This window comes from Kitasatospora sp. NPDC058046 (assembly GCF_042885595.1).
Taxonomy (GTDB): domain Bacteria; phylum Actinomycetota; class Actinomycetes; order Streptomycetales; family Streptomycetaceae; genus Kitasatospora.
Genome location: NZ_JBHVRS010000041.1, coordinates 40,584 through 64,764 on the forward strand (window position 1 = coordinate 40,584; position 24,181 = coordinate 64,764).

Below are 24,181 nucleotides of genomic sequence, written 5' to 3' on the forward strand. Positions count from 1 at the left end.
CCTACAGGTCCCCGAGCGGCACCTTCGGGTCGGCCAGCGCCTTGGTGTCCACCACCCGCCCCGAGCGCACCAGTTCGCGGATCGGGTCGGTGACGTCCCAGACGTTGACGTTCATCCCCGCGAGCACCCGGCCGCCGGAGAGCCAGAACGCGATGAACTCGCGGGTGGCCGGGTCGCCGCGGAACACCACCCGGTCGTAGCCGTCGGGTTCGACGTAGCCGACGTACTCCATGCCGAGATCATATTGATCCGTGAAGAAGTACGGGACCCGGTCGTACACCGCGTCGGGCTGCCCGAGCAGCGCGCGGGCGGCGGTCTGCGGCTGGTTGAGCGCGTTGGCCCAGTGCTCGACCCGGACGTGCCTGCCGAACAGCGGGTGGTAGGCGTTGGCGACGTCGCCGGCCGCGTACACGTCCGGGTCCGAGGTGCGCAGGTGCTGGTCGGTCTTGATCCCGTTGTCGACCTCCAGCCCGGCCGCCTCGGCGAGGTCGGTGGCGGGGGCGATGCCGATGCCGACGACCACCGCGTCGGCCGCCACCGTCGTGCCGTCGGCGAGCTTCACGCCGGTCACCGAGCCGCCCTCGCCGGTCAGTTCGGCCACCTTCACGCCGAGGCGCAGGTCCACCCCGTGCTCCCGGTGCAGGTCCGCGAAGACCTGGGCGACCTCCCGGCCGAGCACCCGCAGCAGCGGCAGTTCCAGCGCCTCCAGCACCGTCACCTCGGCGCCCGCCTCGCGGGCCGCGGCCGCCACCTCCAGCCCGATCCAGCCCGCGCCGATCACCGCGATCCGGGCCCCGGGCCGCAGCGCCGCCCTGATCCGGTCGCTGTCCTCGACCCGGCGCAGGTAGAGCACCCCGTCCTGGTCCGCGCCGGGCACCGGCAGCCGGCGCGGCACCGAGCCGGTGGTCAGCAGCAGCTTGGCGTACTCGATCCGGCCGTCGTCGGCGAGCGTCACGGTGTGCCCGGCCGGGTCGATCGCGGCCACCGCCGTGCCCAGCCGCAGCGTGACGTCGTGCTCGGCGTACCACTGCGGCGGGTGGACGTAGATCTTCTCCCGGGGCGTCTTGCCCTGCAGGTAGCCCTTGGACAACGGCGGCCGCTCGTACGGGCGCTCGTGCTCCTCGCCGATCAGGACGATGCCGCCCCGGTACCCGGCCTCGCGCAGCGCCTCGGCCGCCTTCGCGCCGCCCAGGGATGCCCCGACGACGACGATCGGGCGCTGCCGCCCGCCGTCCGCTCCGGTGGTCCCGGTGTCCGTGCCCGCCATGCTCGACTCCTCGTTCTCCGGCCGTGGTCGGGGTCAGCCTGCCGCCGTCCGGGTGGCCTGTCGAGACCGCGCCTGGCGCGCCGCGCCGCGCTCGCCCGTACGAGTGAACGCGGGCGTCACGAGGGTCCCGTGCGGGCCTCAGGCCGTCATCGCCTCCCTGACCAGCGCGGTGTCGGTGAACTGCTCGAAGCGCACGATCCGGCCGCCGCGCACGGTGAAGTGGTGGGCGACCCGCACCGCGAGCGGTTTTCCGGTGGCCCTGTGGACGGCCGTGTAGCGGGCCAGGACCACGACGTCCTCGCCGTCCACCACGTAGCTGTCGTCGTGCGCCGTCCAGTCGTTCCAGTCGGCGGCCAGCCGCTCCATCACGTTGGTGGTGACGCCCTTCGGGGTGCGGTAGGTGCCGCCCAGCGGGAAGCCGGCCATCTCGGTCCACTCCACGTCCTCGGCCAGGGTGGCGCGCAGCGCGGCCAGGTCGCCCCGGGCGGAGGCCAGGTACTGGCGGCGCACCACGTCGGCGGGGGACTGCGACTCGGCGAAGGAGGCGACGTCCCGGGGGATCTCGATCACCGTCCGCTCACCCCCAGGCCATCTCGCCCATGACGACCTTGGTGCCGATGTCCACCGCGATCCGCAGCCCCAGCGTCGGGAAGCGCCGCTCCAGCGCCTCCTTGGCGGCGGCCGCGTCCGCGGCCCGGCCGATCTCGGTCTCGAAGGCGCGCAGGTAGGCCCGGGTGTGGTCGACGGCGTTCAGGTCCGTGGGCGCGCCGGCGATCCGGTGGCCGGCCGCCACCCAGGTCGGGTGGAGCGCCTCGATGCCGTCCAACAGGTCGATCCAGGCGGCCCGTTGGGCGGAGGTCGGGGTGTCGGCGGTCCACACGTGCAGCCCCTCGAAGAGCAGCACCCCGCCCAGCACGGCCCGGTGGTGGTGCTGCCAGAGGTAGTGCCGGTCCGGCAGGTGGAAGTCGGCGCCGCGCAGCTCGAAGCGGTGGCCCTCGAAGACCAGCTCGTCCCCGTGCAGCACCTCGGGCCGCACCAGCCGGGTGGGCAGCTCCGGGCCCAGGTGGGCCCAGGCGCGCAGCTTGGACTCGTACGTCTCCTGGATGTGCTCGACGGTCGTGGCGGTGGCCAGGAAGCGGGCCCGCGGGAAGGCGTCCTGGACCTCCTGGGCGCCGAAGTAGAAGTCCGGGTCGCCGTGGCTGACGAAGACCGTGGTCAGCTCCTTGCCGCTCGCCCTGATCCGTTCCACCAGCCGGCGCCCGTCGGAGCGGGTGAACCCGGCGTCCACCAGCAGCGCGTCCTGCGGGCCGGTGACCAGGACGGAGGTCTTGTTGAGCGAGCTGTCGGGGCTGTCGATGATCTCGAAGTCGAGTGCGCTCATGCTTGATTGGTCCTTCCTCGGGCCGGTCACGCCTCGCCGTCAGCATCACCGGTCCGCGGCCCGTCCGCATCCGGAAGGCCTAGCCGCGGGTCCAGAGCGTGAGGTCGCTGCTGGTGGCCACCGCGAGGGTCCGGCCGGTCGGGGAGAAGCCGGCCGCGCGGAAGGTGGACCAGGAGGAGTCGAGGACCAGCCACCAGCTCTCGCCGTGCTCGCCCTGCCACGGCCCCCGGCCGCTGGCGAGCAGCACCCGGTGGTGCGGCCACTCCGGCGCGACCACCTCGATGTGCCAGCCCCCGTCGGCGGCGGTGTGCAGCCCGCCGCCCCACGTCCCCGCCACCGGGATGCGCACGTCCGCGACCTGGCCGAGGCCGGGGCAGGCGAGGTCCTGGCCGTCCGGGTCCTCGGCGGGCTCGTGGTCGCGGGCCAGCTTGAGGCCGGTCACCGCGTCGAACAGGCCGTGGCCGTTGTGCGAGACCGTCAGCACCAGGTCGTGCCCGCTCTCCGGGTGGACGGCGAAGCCGATGCCGAGCAGCCCGCCGACCGCGATCGTCCCCCGGCCGACGGGCCGCCACGGCTCCGGCGGAGCGGTCACCCCGGCGGCCATGATCCGGTCGCGGAGGTGCTGCTGGTGCGGGGTGAGAGCCATGGGGCCGATCATCCCACCGGGGTCGGGGCCACGGCCTTCACCGCGGACCCAGCCGCAGCACCGCCAGCGCCCCCAGCGCCGTGGCGGCGGCGAGCGACGCCCACAGCGCCCCCGGTCCGGCGGCCAGCAGCGCCGTCAGCACGGCCGGCGCGGCCGCCCGCCCCACCCCCGAGGACAGCTCCCAGCGCGCCAGCGCCCGGCCGAGCAGGTGCGGCGGGGCGACGGACGCCACCAGCGCCGTCCCCGAGCCGGTGTAGAGGATCTCGCCCAGCGTGTACAGCACCGAGACCGCCGCGATGCCCGCCGCCCCCGGCACGCCGCCCAGCGAGCCGACCGCCCAGAAGGCCAGGTAGGACACCGCCAGCAGCGCCCCCGAGGCCGCCAGCACGGTGTGCCGCGAACGGTCCGCCAGCTTCAGCACCAGCGCCAGCTGCAGGGCGATCACCAGCACCGTGTTGCCGACGAAGACGCCCGAGGACCAGGCCGGCGAGGCGTGCAGGTGCAGCACCAGCAGCGCGGGCAGCGCCACCTCCAGCACGTCGAAGCAGAACGCGTACGGCACGTTGGCGAGGCTCAGCAGGGTGATCCGGCGCAGCGGCTCCGCCCGCTCCCGGGTGTCCGCCGGCCGCTCCTGCCGCGGGGCCCGCACCCGCAGCGAGCCCACCAGGGCGGCCGCGAGCAGGCAGGCCGCGCCCGTCACCCCGGCCAGCAGCCGGATCACACCCGTCCCGCCGCTCACCGCCACGGTGGCCAGCAGCGCGCCCGTGCCCATCCCGGCGTTGCGCAGCGACCGCCCGGCGGCCAGCGCGGCGTCCCGCAGCCGGCCCTCGGTCAGCGTGCTCACCACGGCCGCGTGGGTGGTCGGCCAGGACTGGCTGCCCACCCCGAACAGCACCGCCGCCGCGGTGAACCCCGGCTGGCCGTCCGCGAGCAGCAGCGCCAGCGCACCCGCCGCCCGCACCAGCAGGGTGACGGCGGCGGGCAGGGTGCGGGCGCCGCGGTCGATCCAGCGGCCGGTCAGCGGCACCACCAGCAGGCCCGCCACCATCCCGGCGGACAGCGCCAGCCCGGCCGCCCCCGCGCCGAGGTGCAGCACGCCGATGCCGTACAGCAGCAGGAACGGCCGCAGCAGGCCGCCGCCCACCGCGTCCACCGCCAGCGCGACGGCGTACCGGGGCCCGCCGGCGGCGGTCAGCAGGCCCAGCAGCGCGGACGGCCCCCGGCGGCCCATGCCGATCGGCGGGGCGGGCGGCTCGCCGTGGCGGGCGGCCGCGTGGTCGTGGACGGTCTTCTCCCGGATCAGGCTCATGGCCGGTACCGTCCGCCCAGGTCGGACCGCCTGGCACGCGGATTGACGCTTACCGTCAATCCGCGGCGGAGGCCGTCGGGCGGGGTGACAGGATCGAACGCGTGAGTGAGCGGAGCGAGCGAACCATCAGGAACAGCGTGTGGGCGCATGCCCCTGCGGAGCGCCGGGGGTACCCCCGGCCGGAGGCCGGGGGAGAGGCGGGCGCATGAGCCTGACGATCGACATCACCGGCCTGCCCGACGAGCGCCTGCTCTTCACGCCCTCCCCGCTCGGCGAGCTGAACGCCATGCTGCACGTGCTCGCCGAGCCCGCGCACCACCCCGCGCTGCACGGCTGGGCCGGCTGCACCGCCGCCGTGATCCCGCCCGAGCTGTCCGAACGGCTCCTGGAGGCCGACTTCCTCTGGCGCTCCTCGCGCGCCGACTTCCTCGTCCCCGGCCTGCCCGGCGCCACGCTCGACGAGGAGCTCGACGCCATCGACCGGATCGACGACGAGCTGTACGTCGCCGCCGCCCTCATCACCACCTGCGGCTCCTCCCGGCTCACCCGCCGGATGGGCTCCCCGCTCACCGACCCGGACGCCAACGAGCGGGCCCGGGAACTCGCCCTCGCCCGCGGCCCCCGGCAGGCCGCCTTCGCCGACCGGCTGCTCGCCGACCCGCCGGCCGTCCGGGCCCTGGTGCGGCGGATGCTGGAGGACTGCCGGTCCGCGTTCTTCGCCGACGCCTGGCAGCGCGTCCTGCCCGACCTCGCCGCCGACGCCCGGCGCAAGGCCGATCTGCTCGCCCGCCGCGGCCTCGCCGAGGCGCTCGCCGACGTCTCGCCCTCCGTCACGCTCGACCAGGGCGGGGACGGACGGCGCCGGATCGTCATCGACAAGCTCCAGGACAGCGCCACCAGCGGCACCGACTCCGGGGGCGTCACCTTCATCCCGACCGCCTTCGGCCGCCCCCACCTGCTGGTGGTGCACGCGAGCGGCTGGCGGCCCGTCCTCCAGTACCCCGTCGCCGAGGCCGGCCTGCCCGAGCCCGTCTCGCTCGCCCTCGTCCAGCAGCGCCTGGAGGCGCTCGCCCACCCCGTCCGGCTGCGCCTCGCCCGCACCATGGCCCGCGGCCCGCACACCACCGGCGAACTGGCCTCCGCCTGGCAGCTCAGCGCGCCCGAGGTGTCCCGGCACCTGGCCGTGCTGCGCAAGGCCGGGCTGCTGACGACCCGGCGGCGCGGACGGTACATGCTCTACGAGCTCGACCTGGCGGGCAGCGCCCGGCTCGGCTCGGACTTCCTGGAGGCGGTGCTGCGGTGAGGGCCCCCGCTCCGGTGGGAAACAGTGCTCCGGTGGAAGCGGCGCTCCGGTGGGCGGGAACAGCGGACGAGCGGCAGGCGTTCGTCCGATCATGACCGACGACGCCGCTCCTGAGATCCTCCGCTACGCCGCCTTCGCGACCCGCCCCGAGGGCGGCAACCCGGCCGGCGTGGTGCTCGACGCCACCGGGCTGACCGACGAGCGGATGCTCGCCGTCGCCGCCGAGGTCGGGTACTCCGAGACCGCCTTCCTGACCGCCGGCCCGGCCGAAGGGGCCTACCGCGTACGGTACTTCAGCCCGCTCGCCGAGGTGCCGTTCTGCGGGCACGCGACGGTTGGCGCCGCCGTCGCCCTCGCCGAGCACGTCGGCCCCGGGCGGTACGTCTTCGTGACCGCGGCCGGGGACGTCCCGGTCGGGGTCGAGCGCGGGGCCGACGGGCTGCTGCGCGCCACCCTCACCAGCGTCGAGCCGAAGGTCGAGGAGGTGCCGGCGGCCGACGTCGCGGAGGCGCTCGCCCTGCTCGGCTGGTCCGCCGCCGACCTCGACCCGGCCCTGCCGCCCCGCGTCGCCTACGCGGGCGCCCGCCACCTCGTCCTGCCGGTCGCCACCCGCGAGCGGCTGGCCCGGCTCGACTACGACTTCGACGGCCTCGCCGCCCACATGCGCGCCCGCGACCTGACCACCCTGCAGCTCGCCTGGCGGGAGGCCCCCGAGGTCTTCCACGTCCGCGACCCGTTCCCGGTCGGTGGCGTGGTCGAGGACCCGGCCACCGGCGCCGCCGCGGCCGCCTTCGGCGCCTACCTGCGGGAGCTCGGCGCGGTGACGGCCCCGGCGGTGCTGACCCTGCACCAGGGCGAGGACCTGGGCCGCCCGGGCGTCCTGCGGGTCGAACTGCGGGCCGAGGACACGCGGGTGCGGGTCTCCGGCACGGCGGTGGCGATCCGATAGGGCCTGTTCAGGACCTCAGGGCGGGGGCTGCGGCAGGACCAGCCCGGCATCGCACCGCCCGAGCCGCTCCCAGACCACCTCGTCGATCGACAGCCGCGCGTAGCCCCGCCGGACGAGGCCCATCGCATACGTGGTCTTGCCCGCCCCGGGCAGACCGCACATCAGCACCACCGTGCCCGATCGCCGTGTCACCGGCCCAGGTTAGCCCCGGGTGGGGTGGCTCCGCCCCGCTCCGGGCGGGCGGAAATTCGTTCGCGCCGAGCCGCTCCGGTGGGCGAAGCTGCTCCGATGCAGCGAGCGAGCAACCGGACCGTGACGGTCGATCTCACCTACGGCGACGAGCACTTCGGGCAGTTGGGCCCGTTCGAGGTGGAGGTCGGCTGGTGGTCCTCGGTGGACGGGGTGGTCGCGCGGGCGACCGAGGCGGCCGGGGTGCCGGTGCTGGTGGCACGCCTGGTCGACGGGCAGAGCGAGGACCCGGGCCACGGCGGGCGGGTCCGCTACCACGCCGAGGCGCTGCGCCGGCCGACCGCCCTCACGGCCGGCGCCCCGGACGACGGGACGGCCGCGCTGCTCGGCCCCGCCGAGCGCCGCGCCGCCTGGGCCACGCCCGGCGGCCTGCGGGAGGCGCTGGACTGGGCGGAGGCACGGCTCGCCGCCGTCGGCCGTCCGTCGGCCGGGCCCGCGCGGCAGATCCGGACCTGGAACCTCTCCGGCCTGTTCCGCCTCCCCACCGCCACCGGCGCCGACGCCTGGCTGAAGACCACGACGCCCGCGTTCAACGCCCACGAGGGCGAGGTCATCGCGCTGCTCGGCGGCGTGGACCGCGGGCTCGTGCCGACCGTCCTCGCCGCCGACCCCTCCGCCGGCCGGCTGCTGCTCGACCATGTCCCCGGCGAGGACTGCTGGAGCCCGTCCGCCGGGACGGTGGCCGACGTCGTCCCCCGCCTCGTCGCCGCCCAGGCCGCGCTCGCGGACCGCCCGGCCGACCTGGCCGGCCTGCGCGACCGCACCCCGCGCGCCCTGGCGGCCCAGCTGGCGGCCCTGTCGGACCGGTTCGCCGAGGAGACCGACCTGACGCCCGAGGAGCTGGACCGGCTGGCCGCCTTCGCCGCCGACCTGCCCGGGCTGCTGGACCGGCTCGCCGACTGCGGCCTGCCGGAGACGCTGCTGCACGGCGACTTCCACCCCGGCAACTGGCGCTCCGACGGCGCCGGCACGGTGGTCGTCGACTACGCCGACTCCTGCCTCGGCCACCCCGCCCTGGACGGGCTGCGCCCGCGCGCCTACCTCGGCGAGGAGGCCTGGCAGCAGCATGTCCGGGTCTGGACGGAGGCCTGGCAGCGCCACGCCCCCGGCTCCGACCCGGGGCGCGCCCTCGAACTCGCCGAGCCGCTCTACCACCTGTCCTACGCCCTGCGGTACCAGGAGTTCCTGGACCACATCGAGCAGAGCGAACGCCCGTACCACGAGGGCGACCCGGCCGCCGAGCTGCGCGCCCTGTTGGCCTGCGGAGCGGCCGGTCGGCCCGCGTAGACTGCCGAGGTGGAACGACCGACGCCGGCCCCCGGAGCCTCCGGGACTCCCGTCCTGCCCGAGCTGCCGCTGCAGGAGCTGGAGTGCTTCGCCGTCCTCGTCCACCAGTTGCACTTCGGGCGGACGGCGGAGCGCCTCGGCGTCTCGCAGGGGCGGGTCTCCCAGCTGATCAAGCGCCTGGAGAGCAGGGTCGGCGCACCGGTGTTCCAACGGACCAGCCGCCGGGTCGAGTTGACCGAGCTGGGGCGGGCGCTGGCCGAGCAGGTGGTGCCCGCCTTCGAGCGGCTCCGGGAGGGCTACGACGCGGCCCGGGCCGCCGCGGCCACCGCGCGGCCGCTGCGGCTGGGCTTCCAGTGCGCGGTGTACGAGCCGGTCGCCCGGGTGCTGGCGCGCCTGCCGGAGGGCACGGTGCAGCTGGTCGAACTGCCGTGGGCGGACCCGTTCTCGCACCTCGCCCGGGGCGAGGTGGACCTGGCGATCGTGCTCGCCCCGTGCCGGGAGCCGGGCCTGGACGTGCTGATGGAGTTCTCCCGCCAGCCGGTGTACCTGGCGGTCTCCGCCGAGCGGCGCCTCGGCGGGGCGGACGGCGCGGACGGGGTGGGCGCGGAGGAGCTGGCCGGGGTGCCGCTGATCGAGCCGCGCGGCCCGGCGCCCGAGTACTGGCGGTGGGCGCAGGCGCCCCGGCGGACGCCGGGTGGGCGCGAGCTGGCCTACCCGGCGGGTGCGGCCACCATCCAGGAGGGCCTGTCGATGGTGGCCGGCACCCGTCAGGGGCTGCTGCTGTGCGAGCGCAGCACGGCGTACGTCCGGCGGCCGGACATCCGCTTCCTGCCGGTGCCCGGGCTGGAGCCGACGGCGCTGGAGGTGGTCCAGCACGAGCGGCGGCCGCACCGGCTGGCGGCCGGGTTCGTCGAGCTGCTGGCCGGGCTCCTCGACTGAGTCCGCGGGGAATCAGACGGGCCGGCCGGTCGGGCCGCGGGCCGGGCCGGTGATCGGGTCGCCGTCAGGGCCGCCGGTCGTCGGGCCGCCGTCAGGGCCGCCGGTCGTCGGGCCGGGAGAGCAGGGCGATCAGCAGTCCGACGGCCGCCAGCCCGGCCGCGGTGAGCAGGACGGCGCGGTTCCCGGCCCGGTCGACGACCAGTCCGCCGGCGAAGGAGCCGAGCGCGATGCCCGCGTTGAACACGCCCGCCCAGACCGCCGCCGAGGCCTCGATCCGGGCCGGGTCGGCGGTGCGGACCCAGGCCTGGGTGGAGACCGACACCCCGCCGTACGAGGCGCCCCAGACGACCAGGACGAGCAGGACGGTGACGACGCCGCCGGCGTACGCGAGCAGGGCGGCGGCCAGGGCGACCCCGGCCAGGGCGAGGGCGACGGCGGTCTTCGGGCGGCGCCCGGACAGCGGGCCGAGGGTGAAGTTCCCGGCGACGCCCGCGAGTCCGTACACCAGCAGGCAGGCGGCGATCACGCCGCTGCTCAGGCCCGCGTCGGCTTCGAGGACCGGGCGGATGTAGGTGTAGCCGGCGAAGTGTCCGAGCACGACGAAAGCGGTGATCGCGATCCCGGCGGCGACGCCCCGGTGGCGCAGGGCGCCGGCCAGTCCGCCGAGCCGTCCGCGCTCGTGCACGGGCAGCGCGGGCAGGGTGGCGGCGAGGACGGCGGCGGAGGCGGCGCCGAGCAGGGCGAGCGCCCAGAACGCGGCGCGCCAGTCGAGCAGCGCGGCCAGGTAGGTGCCCAGCGGGACGCCGAGGACCGAGGCGATGGAGACGCCGGAGAAGATCAGCGTCATGGTGAGCGCGAGGCGCGGGCCGTCGGCGAGGCGCGGGCCGACGCTCGTGGCGAGGCCCCAGACGATGCCCATGGCGGCGCCGAGCAGGACGCGGCCGGCGGCCAGCACCGCGAAGTCCGGCGCCAGCGCGGTGACCGCGTCGGCCAGGCCGAGCAGCAGCATGAAGGCGACCAGGACGGTCCGGCGGTCGCGCGCGCCGACGAGCAGCGGGGCGAAGGGGGAGAGGGCGGCGGCGATCAGGCCGGTGATGGTGAGGGAGAGGCCGGTGACCCCGTCGGTGACCCCGAGGCTGTGGGACATCGGGGTGAGCAGGCCGACCGGCATCATCTCGGAGGACACCACGGTGAAGGTGGCGAGTGCGACGGCGAGGACCGGGGGCCAGCGGTGCGCGGTGGGTGGGGCGGCTGGTGGGGCGGGGGCTTCGGCGTTTGTCATGGGGCCAGCCCACCAGCGGGCGGAGGGGCCGAACAAGATCGATAAGCTCATCGACCCATGAGCCCGGCTAATCGGTTGACAGTGCCGGGAAGGCCCGGCGGCTTCGGGAAGCGCGCCGGCGGCGCCCGCCGCGAACGACCGCGGTCGGGCGCCACCGGCGCCGGGTCACTCCGCCGGGGCGATCCGGTAGCCGCCGCGCGCCGAGTGGAGGCTGAGCGCCTCGACCGGGCAGTAGTCCACGGCCTCGCTCAGCCCGTCCGTCAACTCCGCGCCGCCGTCGGCGTACCCGGCCAGCGGCGCGGCCAGTCCGTCGGCGCCGAGGGCCAGCGAGTCGGGGGCGCTGAGGGCGCACATCCCGGAGCCGATGCAGCGGTCCCGGTCGACCCGGACGAGCACCGGATCGGTGTCCGCGCGGCCCGTCACCAGACCACCCGCAGGGAGTTCGGGCTGCGGGTGAGCAGGCCGCGCCGCCAGTCGATCCGCTCGACCGGGTCGGCCAGTCGCAGCGAGGGCAGCCGGCGGGCCAGCCGGTGCAGGGCGAGTTCCAGCTCCATCCGGGCCAGCCAGGCGCCCAGGCAGTGGTGCGGGCCGGCGCCGAAGGTGAGGGTGGGAGCGGCCAGCGGGGAGAACAGCTCGGTGCGCAGGTCCCCGGTGAAGATCTCCGGGTCGTGGTTGGCGGCGGCCGCGTCGGCGGCGACCACGCTGCCGGCCGGGATGACCACACCGCCGATCTCGACGTCCTCGACGGTGCGGCGCATCAGCCCGGGCAGGTGCTCCTGGGGGTCGCCGAGCGGGACGGCGCGCAGCAGCTGCTCGGTCGCGGCGACGGCGCTGGCCTCGTCGGAGGCGAGCCGCTGCCAGGCCTCGCGGTCGTCCTGGAGCAGGTAGACCAGGGCGTTGCCGAGGCTGGTCATGGTGGTCTCGTGGCCGGCCACGACCAGGCCGATGACCAGCGCGACCAGCTGGCCCTCGGTGATCGAGCCGTCCTCGGCGGCGGCCGCGAGCAGGCCGCTGACCAGGTCCTCGCCGGGGGCGGCCCGGCGCTGGGCGATCACCTCGGAGCCGAAGGCGGCGAACTCGGTCATCGCGGTGGCGATCGCCTCGGCGCTGTAGGCGGTGGCGGAGAGCGCGTGGTCGCTCCAGTGCGCGAGCCGCTTGCTGTCCAGGTTGTCCAGGTTCATCAGCCGGCTGATCACCGCGACCGGCAGCGGGCGGGAGTAGCCCGCGATGATGTCGGCGGGGGAGCCGTGGTCGATCAGCTCGTCGATCAGCGACTCGACGGCCGAGGCCACCCACGGCCGCCAGCGCTCGATCGCGCGCGGGGTGAAGGCCCGCTGCACGGTGCGGCGCAGCCGCTGGTGCTCGGTGCCGTCGATGTTCAGCATGCTCTGGGGATCGTCCAGGATGTTGGGCGTGACCGTGACCGGCGGGGCGTCCGGCGCGTAGAGCGGGGCGCGGCCCAGCCGCGGGTCGGTCAGCACCTGGCGCACGTCGGCGTGCCGGCTGACCAGCCAGACCGGCGTGCCGGTGGGCAGCGCGGCGAGGCGGGGCGGGCCGGGTTCGAGCCGGCGCATGCAGTGCAGCGGGGGGAGCGGGGCGGTGCCGGCGCTGGTCGCACTGTTCTCGGTGGACATCCGTACTCCAGACTCCAGGACGGTGGGCCGCGGGGCGCGACCCGACGGGGGGTGAATCCGGGGATGGTGCGGGGGACGGGTGATGCGGCCGGCTGGCGGCTCGACACGGGCCGGGGTTCGGTCGGGCTCCTACGGGGGGAATTGCGGGGGTCTGGCGCGAAATGTGCGGGGGCGCACGGTCGGTGCGCATCCGGCGCGGCCGGCGCAGGGTCACGCGCCGACGGGTGGGGCGGGTGTGCTGAGCGTGGTCGCTTGGACCGTCTCAGCTACGACCGTACGTGGCTGGCGGGGCGCCCGTCTGCGGCACTTCCAGCCAACGCCGGTGCTTTCCGGGCACTTCGAGGCGCACGGACGGGCGCTCAGTGCCACCTGTGCGCCCCCACCGCCACGGCCGCGCCGGACTGTCGCCGGGCCCCCGGCGGATACCCGGCCGGCACGTGCCACCGGAGAGGTCGTGAGCCGCCTCCACGTGAGCGGACCGGCCCTAGCACACCGTGCCGCGGAGGATCGCCCCGGGCGCTCCGCCGGTGGTCGGCCGGGTGGGCGATACGCTTCGTGGGCAGTTCGTCTTGCAGTCGTTTGTCGCAGGTCAGACCGGTGCAGAGCCGCACCGGCAGACGGAGGTGGAATCGGATGCCCCAGCAGGTCAAGGCAGTCATCGCGCGCGCCAAGGGCGCGCCCGTGGAGGTGGCCACGATCGTGGTGCCGGACCCTGGCCCGGGTGAGGCGGTGGTCCGGATCCAGGCGTGCGGCGTCTGCCACACCGACCTCCACTACCGGGAGGGCGGCATCAACGACGAGTTCCCGTTCCTGCTCGGCCACGAGGCCGCGGGCATCGTGGAGTCGGTCGGCGAGGGCGTCACCGAGGTCGAGCCCGGTGACTTCGTGGTCCTCAACTGGCGCGCGGTGTGCGGCCAGTGTCGCGCGTGCAAGCGGGGCCGCCCGCAGTACTGCTTCAACACCCACAACGCCAAGCAGCGGATGACGCTGCTGGACGGCACCGAGCTGTCCCCGGCGCTGGGCATCGGCGCGTTCGCCGAGAAGACCCTGGTCGCGGCCGGCCAGTGCACCAAGGTGGACCCGGCGGCCGAGCCGGCCGTCGCGGGCCTGCTGGGCTGCGGCGTGATGGCGGGCCTCGGCGCCGCGATCAACACCGGCAATGTCGGCCGGGGCGACTCGGTCGCGGTCATCGGCTGCGGCGGCGTCGGCAGCGCGGCCGTGATGGGCTCCCGGCTGGCGGGTGCGGCGAAGATCATCGCCGTGGACATCGACGACCGCAAGCTGGAGACCGCCCGCAAGCTGGGCGCCACCCACACCGTCAACTCCCGCACCACCGACGCGGTCGAGGCGATCCGCGAGCTGACCGGCGGCAACGGCGCGGACGTGGTGGTCGAGGCGGTCGGCCGCCCGGAGACGTACAAGCAGGCCTTCTACGCCCGCGACCTGGCCGGCACCGTCGTCCTGGTCGGCGTGCCGACCCCGGAGATGACGCTGGAGCTGCCGCTGCTCGACGTCTTCGGCCGCGGCGGCGCGCTGAAGTCCTCCTGGTACGGCGACTGCCTGCCCTCGCGGGACTTCCCGATGCTCGTCGACCTCTACCTCCAGGGCCGCCTGGACCTCGGCGCCTTCGTCACCGAGACCATCGGGCTGGACGCCGTGGAGCAGGCCTTCGAGCGCATGCACCAGGGCGACGTCCTCCGTTCGGTGGTGATCCTGTGACCGCGCGGATCGATCGGCTGGTGACCGCCGGGACCTTCGAACTCGACGGCGGCAGCTGGGAGGTGGAGAACAACGTCTGGATCGTCGGGAACGACGAGGAGGCGGTGGTGATCGACGCCGCGCACGACGCCGAGGCCATCGAGGCCGCGCTCGGCGGGCGCCGGCTGCTGGCGATCGTCTCCACCCACGCGCACAACGACCACATCGACGCGGCCCCGGCCCTCGCCGACCGCACCGGTGCGCCGATCCTGCTGCACCCGGACGACCTGCCGCTGTGGAAGCTCACCCACCCCGAGCGGCTGCCGGACGGCGAACTGGCCGACGGCCAGCGGATCGAGGTGGCGGGCACCGAGCTGACGGTGCTGCACACCCCGGGCCACGCGCCGGGCGCGGTCTGCCTGTACGCGCCCGCGCTGGGCACCGTCTTCACCGGCGACACCCTGTTCCAGGGCGGTCCCGGTGCCACCGGCCGGTCGTTCTCGCACTTCCCGACGATCGTCGACTCGATCCGCGAGCGGCTGCTGACGCTCCCGGCCGAGACCGTGGTGCGCACCGGCCACGGCGACCCGACCACCATCGGCGCCGAGGCCCCGGCACTGCCGGAGTGGATCGCGCGCGGGCGCTGACGCCGCTGCCCGTACGGCCCCCGGGGAACGGTCGTTCCCCGGGGGCCGTACGATCGCGGGCATGGCCCACGACCCGCGCGACCTCGACGAATCCTTCCTCGCCTTCTGGCGGGAACGGCACATCTCCACGCTGACCACCACCCGCCCGGACGGCACGCCGCACGTGGTGCCGGTCGGTGTGACGTACCAGCCGGAGACGGGGACCGCCCGGGTGATCACCAGCCGCACCAGCCGCAAGGCCCGCAACGTCGCCGAGGCCGGGCCCGAGGGCCTGCGCGTCGCGGTCTGCCAGGTGGCCGGGGCCCGCTGGTCGACGCTGGAGGGCGTGGCGGTCGTCCGTGAGGAGCCCGAGCAGGTCGCCGAGGCGGAGCGCCGGTACGCCGAGCGCTACCGCGAGCCGCGGGTCAACCCGGACCGGGTGGTCATCGAGATCGCCGTCGACCGCGTCCTCGGGCGGGCCTGAGCGCGCCGGCCGGGAGGGACGGGCCCGGGCCGGCCGCTGCTCCGGAGGACGGGCCCGAGCGCGCCTGCTCCGGAGGACGGGCCCGAGCGCGCCTGCTCCGGAGGACGGGCCCGAGCGTGCCCGCTCCGGAGGGCGGCCCGGGCGCCGCTGTTCCGGAAGCGGAACTCCGGCTTCTGGTACCGGTGTTGCCGCCGTTGCCGGACGGGCGACGGCGGTGTCCCGTCGTCCTCAGCACGGGAAGTGCCCCATACGGTAAGGGAATCGTCACTGTCGGTGACGTGAATGTGACATTAAAGATTCCGAACTTGCCTCTGCTACTTCTTCCACGGCGGCGCATTGGTGTGATCTGATTGGCGGTGCACGGTCAATGCGAGGCGATGGGGGAGTACTGCACCCGCCTCGGCAGCTCGGGGGAACGACACCGGGTGCGCGATTCCGCCGCACCTGAATGTGAGCACTCGGGAGGGGGGAATGGATCGGTGTGCGGGTGTGCCGGACGGCAGCCCGACGTTCTCCGGTCGGAGCTACGGTACCGGTAGTCCGCACGTGCGGCCAGGGGTGGCCTGACGGTCCCGGGTAGCGGCTCGTCGACGCCTTTTCGGGCGTTGCGGAGCCGGCCTCTTGGGCTGCCCATTCACTGCCGCCGGTGGCGGAGAACAGCGACACCCCGCCGAACCGTCCTGATGTCGGCCCTTGAACCGGGCCGCGCGAATTCCCTGGCGACCCGGCACGACGACCCCCCGCGGGTCGATGACCGTGTTCTCGGGTCAGAGGTTCTGATCACGATTCAACTTGCCCCGGGGCGACCACGGAACCACGCCGTGGCGCTCCGTCATGAGGAAGGTGCATCGAGTCATGTCTTCTGCAAGCACCGCGCCACAAGAACTGGAATGGACCCTCGAGGAGGGCAAGCCGGCGACCCTGGTCGTCCCTCGATTCGAAGGCGCCGAAGCGGCCTGCGCGTGGCTGAACGCGATCCTGCCCGACCTCCGTACCGCGCTTCAAAGGTACGGCGCGCTGTACCTGCGCGGCCTCCCGGTCGCCTCCGTCGAGGACTTCGCGCTCGTCCGGGACGTCCTCATCCCGCAGCGGACGCCCTACCGGGAGAAGGCGACGCCGCGCAGCAGCTTCGGCAACGACGTCTACTCGTCCACCGACCTGCCGCCGGCCCAGTCGATCCGGATGCACAACGAGAACAGCTACACCCTGACTTTCCCCGGGCTCCTGATGTTCGCCTGCCTCATCGCCCCCGAGGAAGGCGGGGCGACGCCGGTGGCGGATTGCCGGGAGGTCCTGCGGCACCTGCCCGCCCCCCTGGTCGAGCGCATTCGCTCCCACGGCTGGACCCTGCACCGGAGCTACTCCGAACACATCTCCGTGAGCTGGGAAAAGGCATTCGCGACCGAGCGCCGCGAGGACGTCGAGCAGTATTGCGCGGAGAACCTGATCTCCTGCCGCTGGGACGGCGAGGGAAATCTGAAAACGGTGCAGCGGCGGCCCGGTATCGTCCGGCACCCGGCCACCGATGAGGAGGTCTGGTTCAACCACATGGCCTTCTGGAATTCCTGGTCATTGGACGAGGAACTCCGCGAGACGCTCCTGGACGAATTCGGCGCGGACGGCCTGCCGTTCGAAACCGGCGTGGCCGACGGGAAGCCCCTGACCCGGGACGAGCTCGAGCTCATCAACACCGCCTACGCCGAGGCCACGGTGCGTCAGGCCTGGCAGCCGGGCGACGTCATGCTCGTCGACAACGTGCTCACGGCGCACGGCCGCGACCCGTTCCGGGGCGACCGGAAGATCGTCGTCGCGATGGGCAACCCCGTCGAGCTCGACGACTGCCGGCCCACCGTGGCGGCCTCGGCGGAGACCGGCGGTGCCGCGTGAGCATCACCGAGGAGCCCCTGGCCCCGGCAGCCCGGACCGCACCCGTCGACCCGATGGTCCGCTTCCGGCGGGCGGTCGAATCGACCCCGGACCGGATGGCCGTACGCGGGACCGACCGCACCCTGACCTTCGCCGAACTCGACCAGGACGTACGGCAGTTGGCCGGGCGGCTGGCCGAGCTCGGGCTCGGCCGCGGCGCCCGGGTGGGCGTCAGCATGCACCGCGGCGCGGACCTCGTCGTCGCCCTGCTCGCCGTGTGGCGGATCGGCGCCGCCTACGTGCCGCTGGACCCGGCCTACCCGCAGGAGCGTCTCACCCACATGGTGACGAGCGCCGGCCTGCGGACCGTCCTGGCGGAGCCCGGCAACGGTCCCGCCTGGCCCGCCGGAGTCGACGTCCTCACCCTCGCGGACGCCCTCGCCGCGCCGGCCGCGGACGCGCCGGCGGTACAGGCCGCCCCGGCCGACCCGGCGTACGTGATCTTCACCTCCGGCTCGACCGGGACGCCCAAGGGTGTCGAGGCCACCCGGGGCGGCGTGGCCGCGCTCGCCGCGGACCTCGAGGACGCCGGCTTCTACGCCGACCGGCCGCGCGTGGTGGCCTGGAACGCGAGCATCTCCTTCGACGCCTCCGTCCAGCAGTGGGCCCGGATCTGCCGGGGCGACAGCATCGTGGTGATCGGCGAGAACGAGCGCACCGACCCGGCCGTGCTGCGCGCCCTGCTCGACGAGCACGCCGTCGACGACCTGGACCTGACGCCCTCGCACTGGGAGGTGCTGCGCGAGGCCCTCCTCGCCCCCACCGCCGACGGCCGCGTGCTGCGGCTGTTCATGGGCGGCGAGCCGGTGCCGGCCGAGGTCTGGCGGGAGCTGGGCGAGGCCCGCGCCGCCGGGACGGTCGAGGCGATCAACCTGTACGGCCCCACCGAGTGCACGGTGGACGCCACCGCGGGCTGGATCACCGGCGAGGGCCCGCACATCGGCCTCCCGCTGCCCGGGTTCACCGCCTACGTGCTCGACGAGCACCTGCGCGCCGCGCCCGTCGGCGAGCCGGGCGAGCTCTACCTGGCCGGGCCCTCCGTGACCACCGGCTACGTCGGCCGGCCCGCGCTGACCGCGCAGCGGTTCGTCGCCGATCCGACCGGCACCGGCCGCCGGATGTACCGCACCGGCGACCGGGTGCGGCTGCGCCCGGACGGCGCCATCGACTACCTCGGCCGGGTCGACCGGCAGATCAAGATCCGCGGCTACCGGGTGGAACTGGGCGAGATCGAGGCCGCGCTCGCCGCGCACCCGGGGGTCAGGACCGCCGCCGTCGTCCTGCACGGCACCGCGACCGCCGGCGACCAGCTGGTCGGGTACGTCGTCCCGGAGGGCGGGAGCGCCCCGCACACCCGGGAGCTCCAGGAGCACCTGGGCGGCCTGCTGCCGTCGTTCATGGTCCCGTCGGCCTTCGTCACGCTGGAGGCCATGCCGCTGAGCGTGAACGGCAAGGTGGACCACCGGGCCCTGCCCGCCGTGGACGAGGCCCTGTGGGCCGACGGCGGACAGGAGGCGGGGGACGAGCCGCAGGGCGAGCTCGAGACCCTGATCGCCGGCGTGTGGTCCGAGGTGCTCGGCCGGCCGCGGATCAGTCCCACCGACAACTTCTTCTCGCTGGGCGGCCACTCGCTCATCGCGCTGCGCGTCATCGGCCGGCTGAAGAAGCAGTTCGGCATCACCGTGTCCACGAAGGAGGTCTACCAGCACCCCGAACTGCGCGGGCTGGCGGCCTTCGTGGAGTCCCGTCGGACGGAGGGCAAGTGAACACCGCACAGGACACCACCGTCATCAGCATCCGGCGCCCGGAGGGAGCCGCGCTGACGCTGATCTGCCTGGGCTTCTGCGGCGGCGGGACGGCCTCCTACCACCTGTGGGGCGACGCCGTCCCGGCCGACATCGCCCTGTCGGCGATCTGCTACCCGGGCCGGGAGGGCAGGTTCCTGGAGGACTTCGCCACCGACTGGGAGGAGCTGGCCCAGGACGCCACCGCGGCCGTGCTCTCCGCCGTCGACGGCCCGTACGTGCTCTTCGGGCACAGCATGGGCGGCTGGATGGCCTTCGACGTCGCCGCGCGGATCGAGAGCAGCGGCGGGCCGCTGCCGCTGAACCTGGTCGTCTCCTCGGCCAACGCGCCCGCCCGCGGGCTGACGCCCCGCGACATGTTCCCGTCCCAGCAGGACGACGACGACGGCCTGCTGCTCTGGATGAAGACCCACGGGCTGATGCCGGCGCACGTCCTGGAGGACCCCGAACTCCAGGAGATGGCCGTCGAGTTGATGCGCGCCGACATCCGGGTCCGGGACACCTTCCGGTACACCGAGGGCGCCACCGTCAGCATGCCGGTGCAGATGCTCTCGGGCGCCGACGACGACGTCATCGAGGCCAACGCGGGCGAGCAGTGGCGCGCGCTGGCCCTGGGCGAGTACCGCCACGACGTCCTTCCCGGCGGGCACTTCTACACCCCGGAGGTCTGGAAGACCCTGCCCTCCAGGATCGCCGCCCTCGACCCGAGCGAGAGGAGCCGGCGGTGAGCACCGACGCCACCCTCGACGTGATCGTCAGCGGCACCGAGTCGGACTCCCACACCTGGAACCTCGTCTTCCTCCAGCTCCAACTGGAGGACTGGGGACACCGGGTGCGCAACCTCGGCCCGTGCCTGCCGGGCGCGGAACTGGCGGCGGAGTGCCGGCGCGAGGCCCCCGACCTCATCGTGCTCAGCAGCGTCAACGGCCACGGCGAGAGCGACGGGCTGTCCGCCGTCGCAGAGCTGCGCGCCGTCCCGGAGCTCGCCGACACGCCGATCGTCATCGGCGGGAAGCTCGGCACCGGCCGGCAGCTGCAGGCCGGGGCGGGCGGCGGGGGCGGCGAGTCCATGACGCGCCGGCTGCTGGACGCCGGGTTCTCCGCGGTCTTCCACGAGTCGGCCGGACTGCCGGAGTTCGAGCGGTACGTCTCCGCCCTCGGCGCCGTGAAGGCGGGGCGGACCGGCCGCGTCCTGGAGGAGCTCCGCGCCGCCCCCACGCCATGAACGACGCGCCGGCCAACGCGTTCGCCGACTTCGTCCGACGGTCGCACGCCCGGGGCAACCTGGTGGTGCAGCCGCGGATGGGCTTCGGCGACCCGCTGGCCATGCGGGAGGGGCTGGTCGCCGTCAAGGCGGCCAACGCCACCACGGTCGGCACGATCACCCTCGACAGCTACACCCGGCTCGGCAAGCTCGCCGACGCCAGGCGGGCCGTCGACGGCGGCGGCGACCTCAACGGGTACCCGATCAGGACCCACCCCCCGGCGACCAACCGGGGGGTGCTGGAGGGCGTGCGCGAGCGCGACTTCCCGGTCCAGGTGCGGCACGGCTCGGCCAGCCCCTACGGCATCATCGCCGCCTCGCTGGAAGCGGGGCTCGACACCACCGAAGGCGGCCCGGTCTCCTACTGCCTGCCGTACGGCCGCCTGCCGCTGCGCGAGGCGGTGCGGAACTGGGAACGGTCCTGCGAGCTGATGGTCCGGGCCCGCGACGGCGAGGTCGAACCGCACGTCGAGACCTTCGGCGGCTGCATGCTCGGCCAGCTCTGCCCGCCCAGCCTGCTGGTGGCGATCAGCGTCCTGGAAGGCGTGTTCTTCCGCCAGCACGGACTGCGCAGCATCTCGCTGAGCTACGCGCAGCAGACCAACGCCGAGCAGGACCGGGAGGCGGTGCTGGCCCTGCGCCGGCTCGCCGACGCGCTGCTGCCGGACGTCGACCGCCACATCGTGATCTACAACTACATGGGGGTCTACCCCGGCACCCGCTCCGGCGCCCTGCTGCTGCTCGAGCAGGCCGCCGAGCTGGCGGTCCGCACCGGGGCGGAGCGGCTCATCGTCAAGACGGCGGCCGAGGCGCACCGCATCCCCACCGTCCGGGAGAACGTCGAGGCCCTGGAGATCGCGGCGCTGGCCGCACAGAACGCGGGCGGATCGGCGCCGGCCGACACCGGGGCGGGCAGCGAGGTCCTGGACGAGGCGACCGCGCTCGTGGACACCGTCCTCGGCCTGAACACGGACGTGGGCGCCGCCCTGGTGGAGGCGTTCGCCCGGGGACTGCTGGACGTCCCGTACTGCCTGCACCCGGACAACGCCGGGCGGGCCAGGAGCTACATCGAGTCCGACGGGCGGCTGCGCTGGTCGCACACCGGCGCCCTGCCCGTCCGGCCGTCCGGGCGATCCGCCGGCGACCGCTCGATGAGCGCCTCGGACCTGCTCCGGGCCCTGTCCCACGTGGCGCGGTCGTTCGACGAGCGCGCCGCCACCACGCTGGACCGGCTCCCCGGGCTCCCCGGCTGAACCCCCTGCCACAACCGCAGAACCAGAGACCGCAGGACCAGAGAACCGAAGGAAGAGACCCCTTGACCAGCGAGTTCGAGTCTGCACGGCCCGGTGCACTGCCGGACCACCTCAAGAACCCCGTGACCCGGTCCGTGCTGCGGATCCAGAACCAGATCGTCCAGGCGGGCCGCGAACTACTCCTCAGCGAGGGGTTCGTGGAGCTGCTGCCGCCGATCATCGGACCGGTGACGGACCCGGGCGGCCGGGGCGCCAAGCAGGTGGACGTCGACTTCTACGGCCACCGCTACAAGCTGATGACCAGCGCGATCCTCTACAAGCAGGCGTCGCTGCTCGCCTTCGACAAGGTGTTCTACGTCGCGCCGAACGTCCGGCTCGAACCCCTGGAGACCGCGAACATCGGCCGCCACCTGGCGGAGTTCCACCAGTTCGACGTGGAGATCGCCGGCGCCACCCAGCAGGACGCGATGGGGGTGGCGCAGTCCATCGTGACCGCGGCGGTCGAGCGCGTGGTGCGGACGCTGGGCGACGACCTGGACGCCCTCGGCCGCGATGCGGACGCCTTCACCCCGCTGCTCACCCGCGACACCCCCTTCGAGCGGATCAGCCACGGCGAGGCGATGGCCGAGCTGGCACGGCTGGGCCACGAGCAGAACCACGACGCCGAGATCGACTGGCAGGGCGAGGGCCTGCTCTCGCACAAGTCCGACGCGCCGTTCTTCATCGTCGACTACCCCAAGGGCTCACGCGGCTTCTACGACCGCGAGGACCCGCAGCGCCCGGAGGTCCTGCGCAACTTCGACCTCATCGCCCCCGAGGGCTTCGGCGAACTGATCAGCGGCAGCGAGCGGGAGTTCGACTACGCGCGGATCATCGCCCGGATGCGGGAGAGCGGCGAGAACCCGGCCAAGTACGAGTGGTACCTGAAGATGGTCCGCGAGGGCATCCCGGGCAGCGCCGGCTTCGGGATCGGCATCGAGCGGCTCACCCGCTACGTCGCCGGGCTGGACGCGGTCTGGCAGGCCACCCCGTTCCCGAAGGTCCCCGGGGTGGTCTCGCCGTGAGCGGGGTGCTGAGCGCCCCGGGGTTCCCGGAGGCCGCGATCCGGTCCCGGGCCAGGGAGGGCGCCGCCCGCGCGTTCCCCTCGACGGACGGCTACGGCCTGACGCTGTTCGGCGCCGGCGGCACGGGCGGCGAGCCGCGGACGGCGGCGCCCCGCGGCGGGGACGCGCTGGACGCGATGCGCCTGGTCCCGCCGGTCTTCGTGCCCCAGCGGCTGGAGAAGCTCACCGACCTGGCCCGCGAACCGCTCTACGGCGACGTCGAACTCGCCACCGACATCGGCGGGTTCCGCTCGGCGCTGCCGGTGTACGTGTCTGCCTTCGGGTCCACCCAGGTCGCCTCCTCCGGGCTGGGCCTGGCGGCCAGCCGCCAGGCCGGACGCCTGGGCATCCCGCTGGTCATCGGCGAGAACGTGGTGCCGACCAACGGCTTCGCCGGCGCCTCCGGCAGCGGTTCCGCCGACGCCTCCGCCGACACCGGCGACAGCATGCTCGCCCGGCTGCGCGCCTACGAGCAGGAACTCCCGGACGACATGGGCGGGTTGGCGTTCCAGCAGAGCACCGAGGACGCGGACGCCGAGGTGTGGAACCAGATCTACAGCGCCCCGGCCGCGAAGGCGCTGCTGGAGTCCGGCCGCCTGGCCTTCGAACTGAAGGTGGGGCAGGGCGCCAAGCCCGGGCTCGGCGGGATGACGGTGCTGAAGCGCGAGGTGGCGGCGCAGCTGGCGGATCGGTACAGCACCGACGAGAGCGTCTTCGCCGACGGGCAGGGCGAGGACGACCGGGTACTGCGGTCCAGCAGCCCGGGCACGTTCACGGCGGAGATCCTGCGCCAGCAGATCCGCTTCATGCGCAACAACTATCCGCGCGCGCGGATCTGGGTGAAGCTCCCGCCCGGGCGCGACATCCACGAGGCGGCGGTCGTGGCCTGGGCGAGCGGCGCGGACTCGGTGACCGTGGACGGCGCCGAGGGCGGCAGCGGCTGGGCGCCCAGCAGCTTCCTCGACCAGGTGGGCCTGCCGCTGGGCGAGTGCCTGCGCCGGCTGGGGCCGCCGTCCAGGTCGAACTGCCTGCTGGCCTCGGGCCGGATGTGGGAGGGCGCCCGGGCCGCGAAGGCCCTGGCGCTCGGCGCCCGCGCCGTCGGGCTGGGCCGGGCGGCCCTGCTCGCGGCGGACGAGGACCCGCAGGACGGGATCGCCCGGCTGGTCGCCTGCCTCGCCTTCGAACTGCGGCTGCTGATCAGCGCGTTGGGCAAGTACACGCCCGCCGCCCTGGACCCGGAGGACGTCTGGCTCCCGGAAGCGGCCGGGCCGTACCTCCACCCGTAGGACACGGGGCGCCGCCCCTTCGCTTGCGTGAACGTCCGATCCGTCCATCCCGTACAGAAGGAGAACCGCTGTGACGAACCCGTTCGAGGACGCCGAGGGCCGCTACCTGGTCCTGGTCAACGACCAGAACCAGCACTCCCTGTGGCCGAACGTGCTCGCGGTCCCGGCCGGCTGGGCCACGGCCTTCGGCGAGAACGACCGCCAGGCCTGCCTGGAGTACATCGAGCAGCACTGGACCGACCTGGCGCCGCGCCCGACGACGGTCGGCTGACCCGCGGTCCCGCACCCCTTTTCCTCCATTCCGTTCGCACACCCGCGTGCGGCCCCGGCCAGGTGACGAGGCACCCGGCCGGGGCGGCCGGTCACGCGCATCGATCACCGCCGGATAGGCACCAGAGGGAGATTCCCAATGATGTTGTCAAGCCAGGGCGGTGACGCCTCGTGACTGCCTTACTGCGCTGGGGCGGCGTTCTTGGGCGCAACTGCATCG

24 protein-coding genes are annotated in these 24,181 nt (G+C 74.4%); 15 read left to right on the forward strand and 9 right to left on the reverse strand.

Annotation, left to right across the window (positions count from 1 at the left end; all coding sequences use genetic code 11):
• Nucleotide 1: 1 nt before the first annotated feature.
• The 5 genes from ACFVU7_RS43070 to ACFVU7_RS43090 all read right to left on the reverse strand — a co-directional run bounded on the left by ACFVU7_RS43070 (nucleotide 2) and on the right by ACFVU7_RS43090 (nucleotide 4,603).
• Nucleotides 2-1,267, reverse strand: coding sequence for an NAD(P)/FAD-dependent oxidoreductase (locus ACFVU7_RS43070; protein WP_388051940.1), 1,266 nt, complete (start codon nucleotides 1,265-1,267; stop codon nucleotides 2-4).
• A 138-nt stretch (nucleotides 1,268-1,405) separates the two neighbouring features.
• Nucleotides 1,406-1,837 carry a nuclear transport factor 2 family protein gene (locus tag ACFVU7_RS43075; RefSeq protein ID WP_380720022.1) on the reverse strand — a complete coding sequence of 144 codons (432 nt, stop codon included), beginning with the start codon at nucleotides 1,835-1,837 and terminating at the stop codon, nucleotides 1,406-1,408.
• 7 nt (nucleotides 1,838-1,844) lie between these two features.
• Nucleotides 1,845-2,648 carry an MBL fold metallo-hydrolase gene (locus ACFVU7_RS43080; RefSeq protein WP_049655396.1) on the reverse strand — a complete coding sequence of 268 codons (804 nt, stop codon included), beginning with the start codon at nucleotides 2,646-2,648 and terminating at the stop codon, nucleotides 1,845-1,847.
• Nucleotides 2,649-2,727: 79 nt separating this feature from the next.
• Nucleotides 2,728-3,294, reverse strand: coding sequence for a hypothetical protein (locus tag ACFVU7_RS43085; RefSeq protein ID WP_388051943.1), 567 nt, complete (start codon nucleotides 3,292-3,294; stop codon nucleotides 2,728-2,730).
• Nucleotides 3,295-3,331: 37 nt separating this feature from the next.
• Nucleotides 3,332-4,603 (reverse strand): MFS transporter, encoded by a 1,272-nt coding sequence (locus tag ACFVU7_RS43090; protein WP_388051946.1) that lies wholly within the window; start codon nucleotides 4,601-4,603, stop codon nucleotides 3,332-3,334.
• Nucleotides 4,604-4,808: 205 nt separating this feature from the next.
• On the opposite strand from ACFVU7_RS43090, the gene ACFVU7_RS43095 reads away from it, so the two are divergent.
• Together ACFVU7_RS43095 and ACFVU7_RS43100 are read left to right on the forward strand one after the other, a co-directional pair.
• Nucleotides 4,809-5,906: a DUF5937 family protein gene (locus ACFVU7_RS43095; RefSeq protein WP_074005731.1), complete on the forward strand. Its 1,098-nt coding sequence runs from the start codon at nucleotides 4,809-4,811 to the stop codon at nucleotides 5,904-5,906.
• Nucleotides 5,907-5,997: 91 nt separating this feature from the next.
• The gene (locus ACFVU7_RS43100) at nucleotides 5,998-6,855 is read left to right on the forward strand and encodes a PhzF family phenazine biosynthesis protein (protein ID WP_117492913.1); all 858 of its coding nucleotides are present in this window, start codon (nucleotides 5,998-6,000) and stop codon (nucleotides 6,853-6,855) included.
• A gap of 15 nt (nucleotides 6,856-6,870) precedes the next feature.
• On the opposite strand, the gene ACFVU7_RS43105 is transcribed toward ACFVU7_RS43100, so the two are convergent.
• Nucleotides 6,871-7,047 carry an AAA family ATPase gene (locus tag ACFVU7_RS43105; RefSeq protein WP_234348702.1) on the reverse strand — a complete coding sequence of 59 codons (177 nt, stop codon included), beginning with the start codon at nucleotides 7,045-7,047 and terminating at the stop codon, nucleotides 6,871-6,873.
• Between the two features lie 96 nt (nucleotides 7,048-7,143).
• On the opposite strand from ACFVU7_RS43105, the gene ACFVU7_RS43110 reads away from it, so the two are divergent.
• Both ACFVU7_RS43110 and ACFVU7_RS43115 read left to right on the forward strand, forming a co-directional pair.
• The gene (locus tag ACFVU7_RS43110; protein WP_388051949.1) at nucleotides 7,144-8,391 is read left to right on the forward strand and encodes a phosphotransferase; all 1,248 of its coding nucleotides are present in this window, start codon (nucleotides 7,144-7,146) and stop codon (nucleotides 8,389-8,391) included.
• A 9-nt stretch (nucleotides 8,392-8,400) separates the two neighbouring features.
• Complete coding sequence (locus tag ACFVU7_RS43115; RefSeq protein WP_117492915.1) at nucleotides 8,401-9,330, forward strand: LysR family transcriptional regulator; 930 nt, start codon at nucleotides 8,401-8,403, stop codon at nucleotides 9,328-9,330.
• Nucleotides 9,331-9,421: 91 nt separating this feature from the next.
• Here ACFVU7_RS43115 and ACFVU7_RS43120 read toward each other — a convergent pair whose 3' ends face one another.
• From ACFVU7_RS43120 to ACFVU7_RS43130, 3 genes are all read right to left on the reverse strand, one after another.
• The gene (locus ACFVU7_RS43120; RefSeq protein ID WP_388051951.1) at nucleotides 9,422-10,612 is read right to left on the reverse strand and encodes an MFS transporter; all 1,191 of its coding nucleotides are present in this window, start codon (nucleotides 10,610-10,612) and stop codon (nucleotides 9,422-9,424) included.
• Between the two features lie 165 nt (nucleotides 10,613-10,777).
• Nucleotides 10,778-11,035, reverse strand: a complete 258-nt coding sequence (locus tag ACFVU7_RS43125) for a ferredoxin (RefSeq protein WP_074005728.1) — start codon at nucleotides 11,033-11,035, stop codon at nucleotides 10,778-10,780.
• Nucleotides 11,032-12,246: a cytochrome P450 gene (locus ACFVU7_RS43130; protein WP_387829669.1), complete on the reverse strand. Its 1,215-nt coding sequence runs from the start codon at nucleotides 12,244-12,246 to the stop codon at nucleotides 11,032-11,034. Before ACFVU7_RS43130 ends, ACFVU7_RS43125 begins: the two co-directional genes overlap by 4 nt.
• A gap of 633 nt (nucleotides 12,247-12,879) precedes the next feature.
• On the opposite strand from ACFVU7_RS43130, the gene ACFVU7_RS43135 reads away from it, so the two are divergent.
• The 11 genes from ACFVU7_RS43135 (at nucleotide 12,880) to ACFVU7_RS43185 (ending at nucleotide 23,962) form a co-directional block, all read left to right on the forward strand.
• Nucleotides 12,880-13,965, forward strand: a complete 1,086-nt coding sequence (locus ACFVU7_RS43135) for an S-(hydroxymethyl)mycothiol dehydrogenase (RefSeq protein ID WP_388051954.1) — start codon at nucleotides 12,880-12,882, stop codon at nucleotides 13,963-13,965.
• Nucleotides 13,962-14,591, forward strand: coding sequence for an MBL fold metallo-hydrolase (locus ACFVU7_RS43140; RefSeq protein WP_388051957.1), 630 nt, complete (start codon nucleotides 13,962-13,964; stop codon nucleotides 14,589-14,591). The genes ACFVU7_RS43135 and ACFVU7_RS43140 overlap by 4 nt, the downstream gene beginning before the upstream one ends.
• A 61-nt stretch (nucleotides 14,592-14,652) precedes the next feature.
• Nucleotides 14,653-15,054, forward strand: a complete 402-nt coding sequence (locus tag ACFVU7_RS43145; RefSeq protein WP_049652217.1) for a pyridoxamine 5'-phosphate oxidase family protein — start codon at nucleotides 14,653-14,655, stop codon at nucleotides 15,052-15,054.
• Nucleotides 15,055-15,909: 855 nt separating this feature from the next.
• Entirely contained in the window at nucleotides 15,910-16,941 is a 1,032-nt protein-coding gene (locus ACFVU7_RS43150) for a TauD/TfdA family dioxygenase (protein WP_117492918.1), read from the forward strand.
• Complete coding sequence (locus tag ACFVU7_RS43155; RefSeq protein ID WP_388051960.1) at nucleotides 16,938-18,746, forward strand: amino acid adenylation domain-containing protein; 1,809 nt, start codon at nucleotides 16,938-16,940, stop codon at nucleotides 18,744-18,746. Before ACFVU7_RS43150 ends, ACFVU7_RS43155 begins: the two co-directional genes overlap by 4 nt.
• Complete coding sequence (locus tag ACFVU7_RS43160; protein ID WP_074005723.1) at nucleotides 18,743-19,513, forward strand: thioesterase II family protein; 771 nt, start codon at nucleotides 18,743-18,745, stop codon at nucleotides 19,511-19,513. The genes ACFVU7_RS43155 and ACFVU7_RS43160 overlap by 4 nt, the downstream gene beginning before the upstream one ends.
• The gene (locus ACFVU7_RS43165; protein WP_074005722.1) at nucleotides 19,510-20,010 is read left to right on the forward strand and encodes a cobalamin B12-binding domain-containing protein; all 501 of its coding nucleotides are present in this window, start codon (nucleotides 19,510-19,512) and stop codon (nucleotides 20,008-20,010) included. The genes ACFVU7_RS43160 and ACFVU7_RS43165 overlap by 4 nt, the downstream gene beginning before the upstream one ends.
• Nucleotides 20,007-21,302 carry a methylaspartate mutase gene (locus tag ACFVU7_RS43170; RefSeq protein WP_380780929.1) on the forward strand — a complete coding sequence of 432 codons (1,296 nt, stop codon included), beginning with the start codon at nucleotides 20,007-20,009 and terminating at the stop codon, nucleotides 21,300-21,302. The genes ACFVU7_RS43165 and ACFVU7_RS43170 overlap by 4 nt, the downstream gene beginning before the upstream one ends.
• A 62-nt stretch (nucleotides 21,303-21,364) precedes the next feature.
• Nucleotides 21,365-22,366, forward strand: coding sequence for an asparagine synthetase A (locus tag ACFVU7_RS43175; RefSeq protein ID WP_375875693.1), 1,002 nt, complete (start codon nucleotides 21,365-21,367; stop codon nucleotides 22,364-22,366).
• Complete coding sequence (locus ACFVU7_RS43180; protein ID WP_388051965.1) at nucleotides 22,363-23,691, forward strand: glutamate synthase-related protein; 1,329 nt, start codon at nucleotides 22,363-22,365, stop codon at nucleotides 23,689-23,691. Before ACFVU7_RS43175 ends, ACFVU7_RS43180 begins: the two co-directional genes overlap by 4 nt.
• Nucleotides 23,692-23,761: 70 nt before the next feature.
• Entirely contained in the window at nucleotides 23,762-23,962 is a 201-nt protein-coding gene (locus tag ACFVU7_RS43185) for an MbtH family protein (RefSeq protein WP_388051968.1), read from the forward strand.
• The last annotated feature ends 219 nt before the right edge of the window (nucleotides 23,963-24,181 follow it).

What these genes read in the sequence shown, in the direction of transcription:
- ACFVU7_RS43070 (WP_388051940.1), bottom strand. Translation starts at nt 1,267, where the DNA reads ATGGCGGGCACGGACACCGGGACCACCGGAGCGGACGGCGGGCGGCAG.
- ACFVU7_RS43080 (WP_049655396.1), bottom strand. Translation starts at nt 2,648, where the DNA reads ATGAGCGCACTCGACTTCGAGATCATCGACAGCCCCGACAGCTCGCTC.
- ACFVU7_RS43085 (WP_388051943.1), bottom strand. Translation starts at nt 3,294, where the DNA reads ATGGCTCTCACCCCGCACCAGCAGCACCTCCGCGACCGGATCATGGCC.
- ACFVU7_RS43090 (WP_388051946.1), bottom strand. Translation starts at nt 4,603, where the DNA reads ATGAGCCTGATCCGGGAGAAGACCGTCCACGACCACGCGGCCGCCCGC.
- ACFVU7_RS43095 (WP_074005731.1), top strand. Translation starts at nt 4,809, where the DNA reads ATGAGCCTGACGATCGACATCACCGGCCTGCCCGACGAGCGCCTGCTC.
- ACFVU7_RS43100 (WP_117492913.1), top strand. Translation starts at nt 5,998, where the DNA reads ATGACCGACGACGCCGCTCCTGAGATCCTCCGCTACGCCGCCTTCGCG.
- ACFVU7_RS43110 (WP_388051949.1), top strand. Translation starts at nt 7,144, where the DNA reads ATGCAGCGAGCGAGCAACCGGACCGTGACGGTCGATCTCACCTACGGC.
- ACFVU7_RS43120 (WP_388051951.1), bottom strand. Translation starts at nt 10,612, where the DNA reads ATGACAAACGCCGAAGCCCCCGCCCCACCAGCCGCCCCACCCACCGCG.
- ACFVU7_RS43130 (WP_387829669.1), bottom strand. Translation starts at nt 12,246, where the DNA reads ATGTCCACCGAGAACAGTGCGACCAGCGCCGGCACCGCCCCGCTCCCC.
- ACFVU7_RS43135 (WP_388051954.1), top strand. Translation starts at nt 12,880, where the DNA reads ATGCCCCAGCAGGTCAAGGCAGTCATCGCGCGCGCCAAGGGCGCGCCC.
- ACFVU7_RS43145 (WP_049652217.1), top strand. Translation starts at nt 14,653, where the DNA reads ATGGCCCACGACCCGCGCGACCTCGACGAATCCTTCCTCGCCTTCTGG.
- ACFVU7_RS43150 (WP_117492918.1), top strand. Translation starts at nt 15,910, where the DNA reads ATGTCTTCTGCAAGCACCGCGCCACAAGAACTGGAATGGACCCTCGAG.
- ACFVU7_RS43170 (WP_380780929.1), top strand. Translation starts at nt 20,007, where the DNA reads ATGAACGACGCGCCGGCCAACGCGTTCGCCGACTTCGTCCGACGGTCG.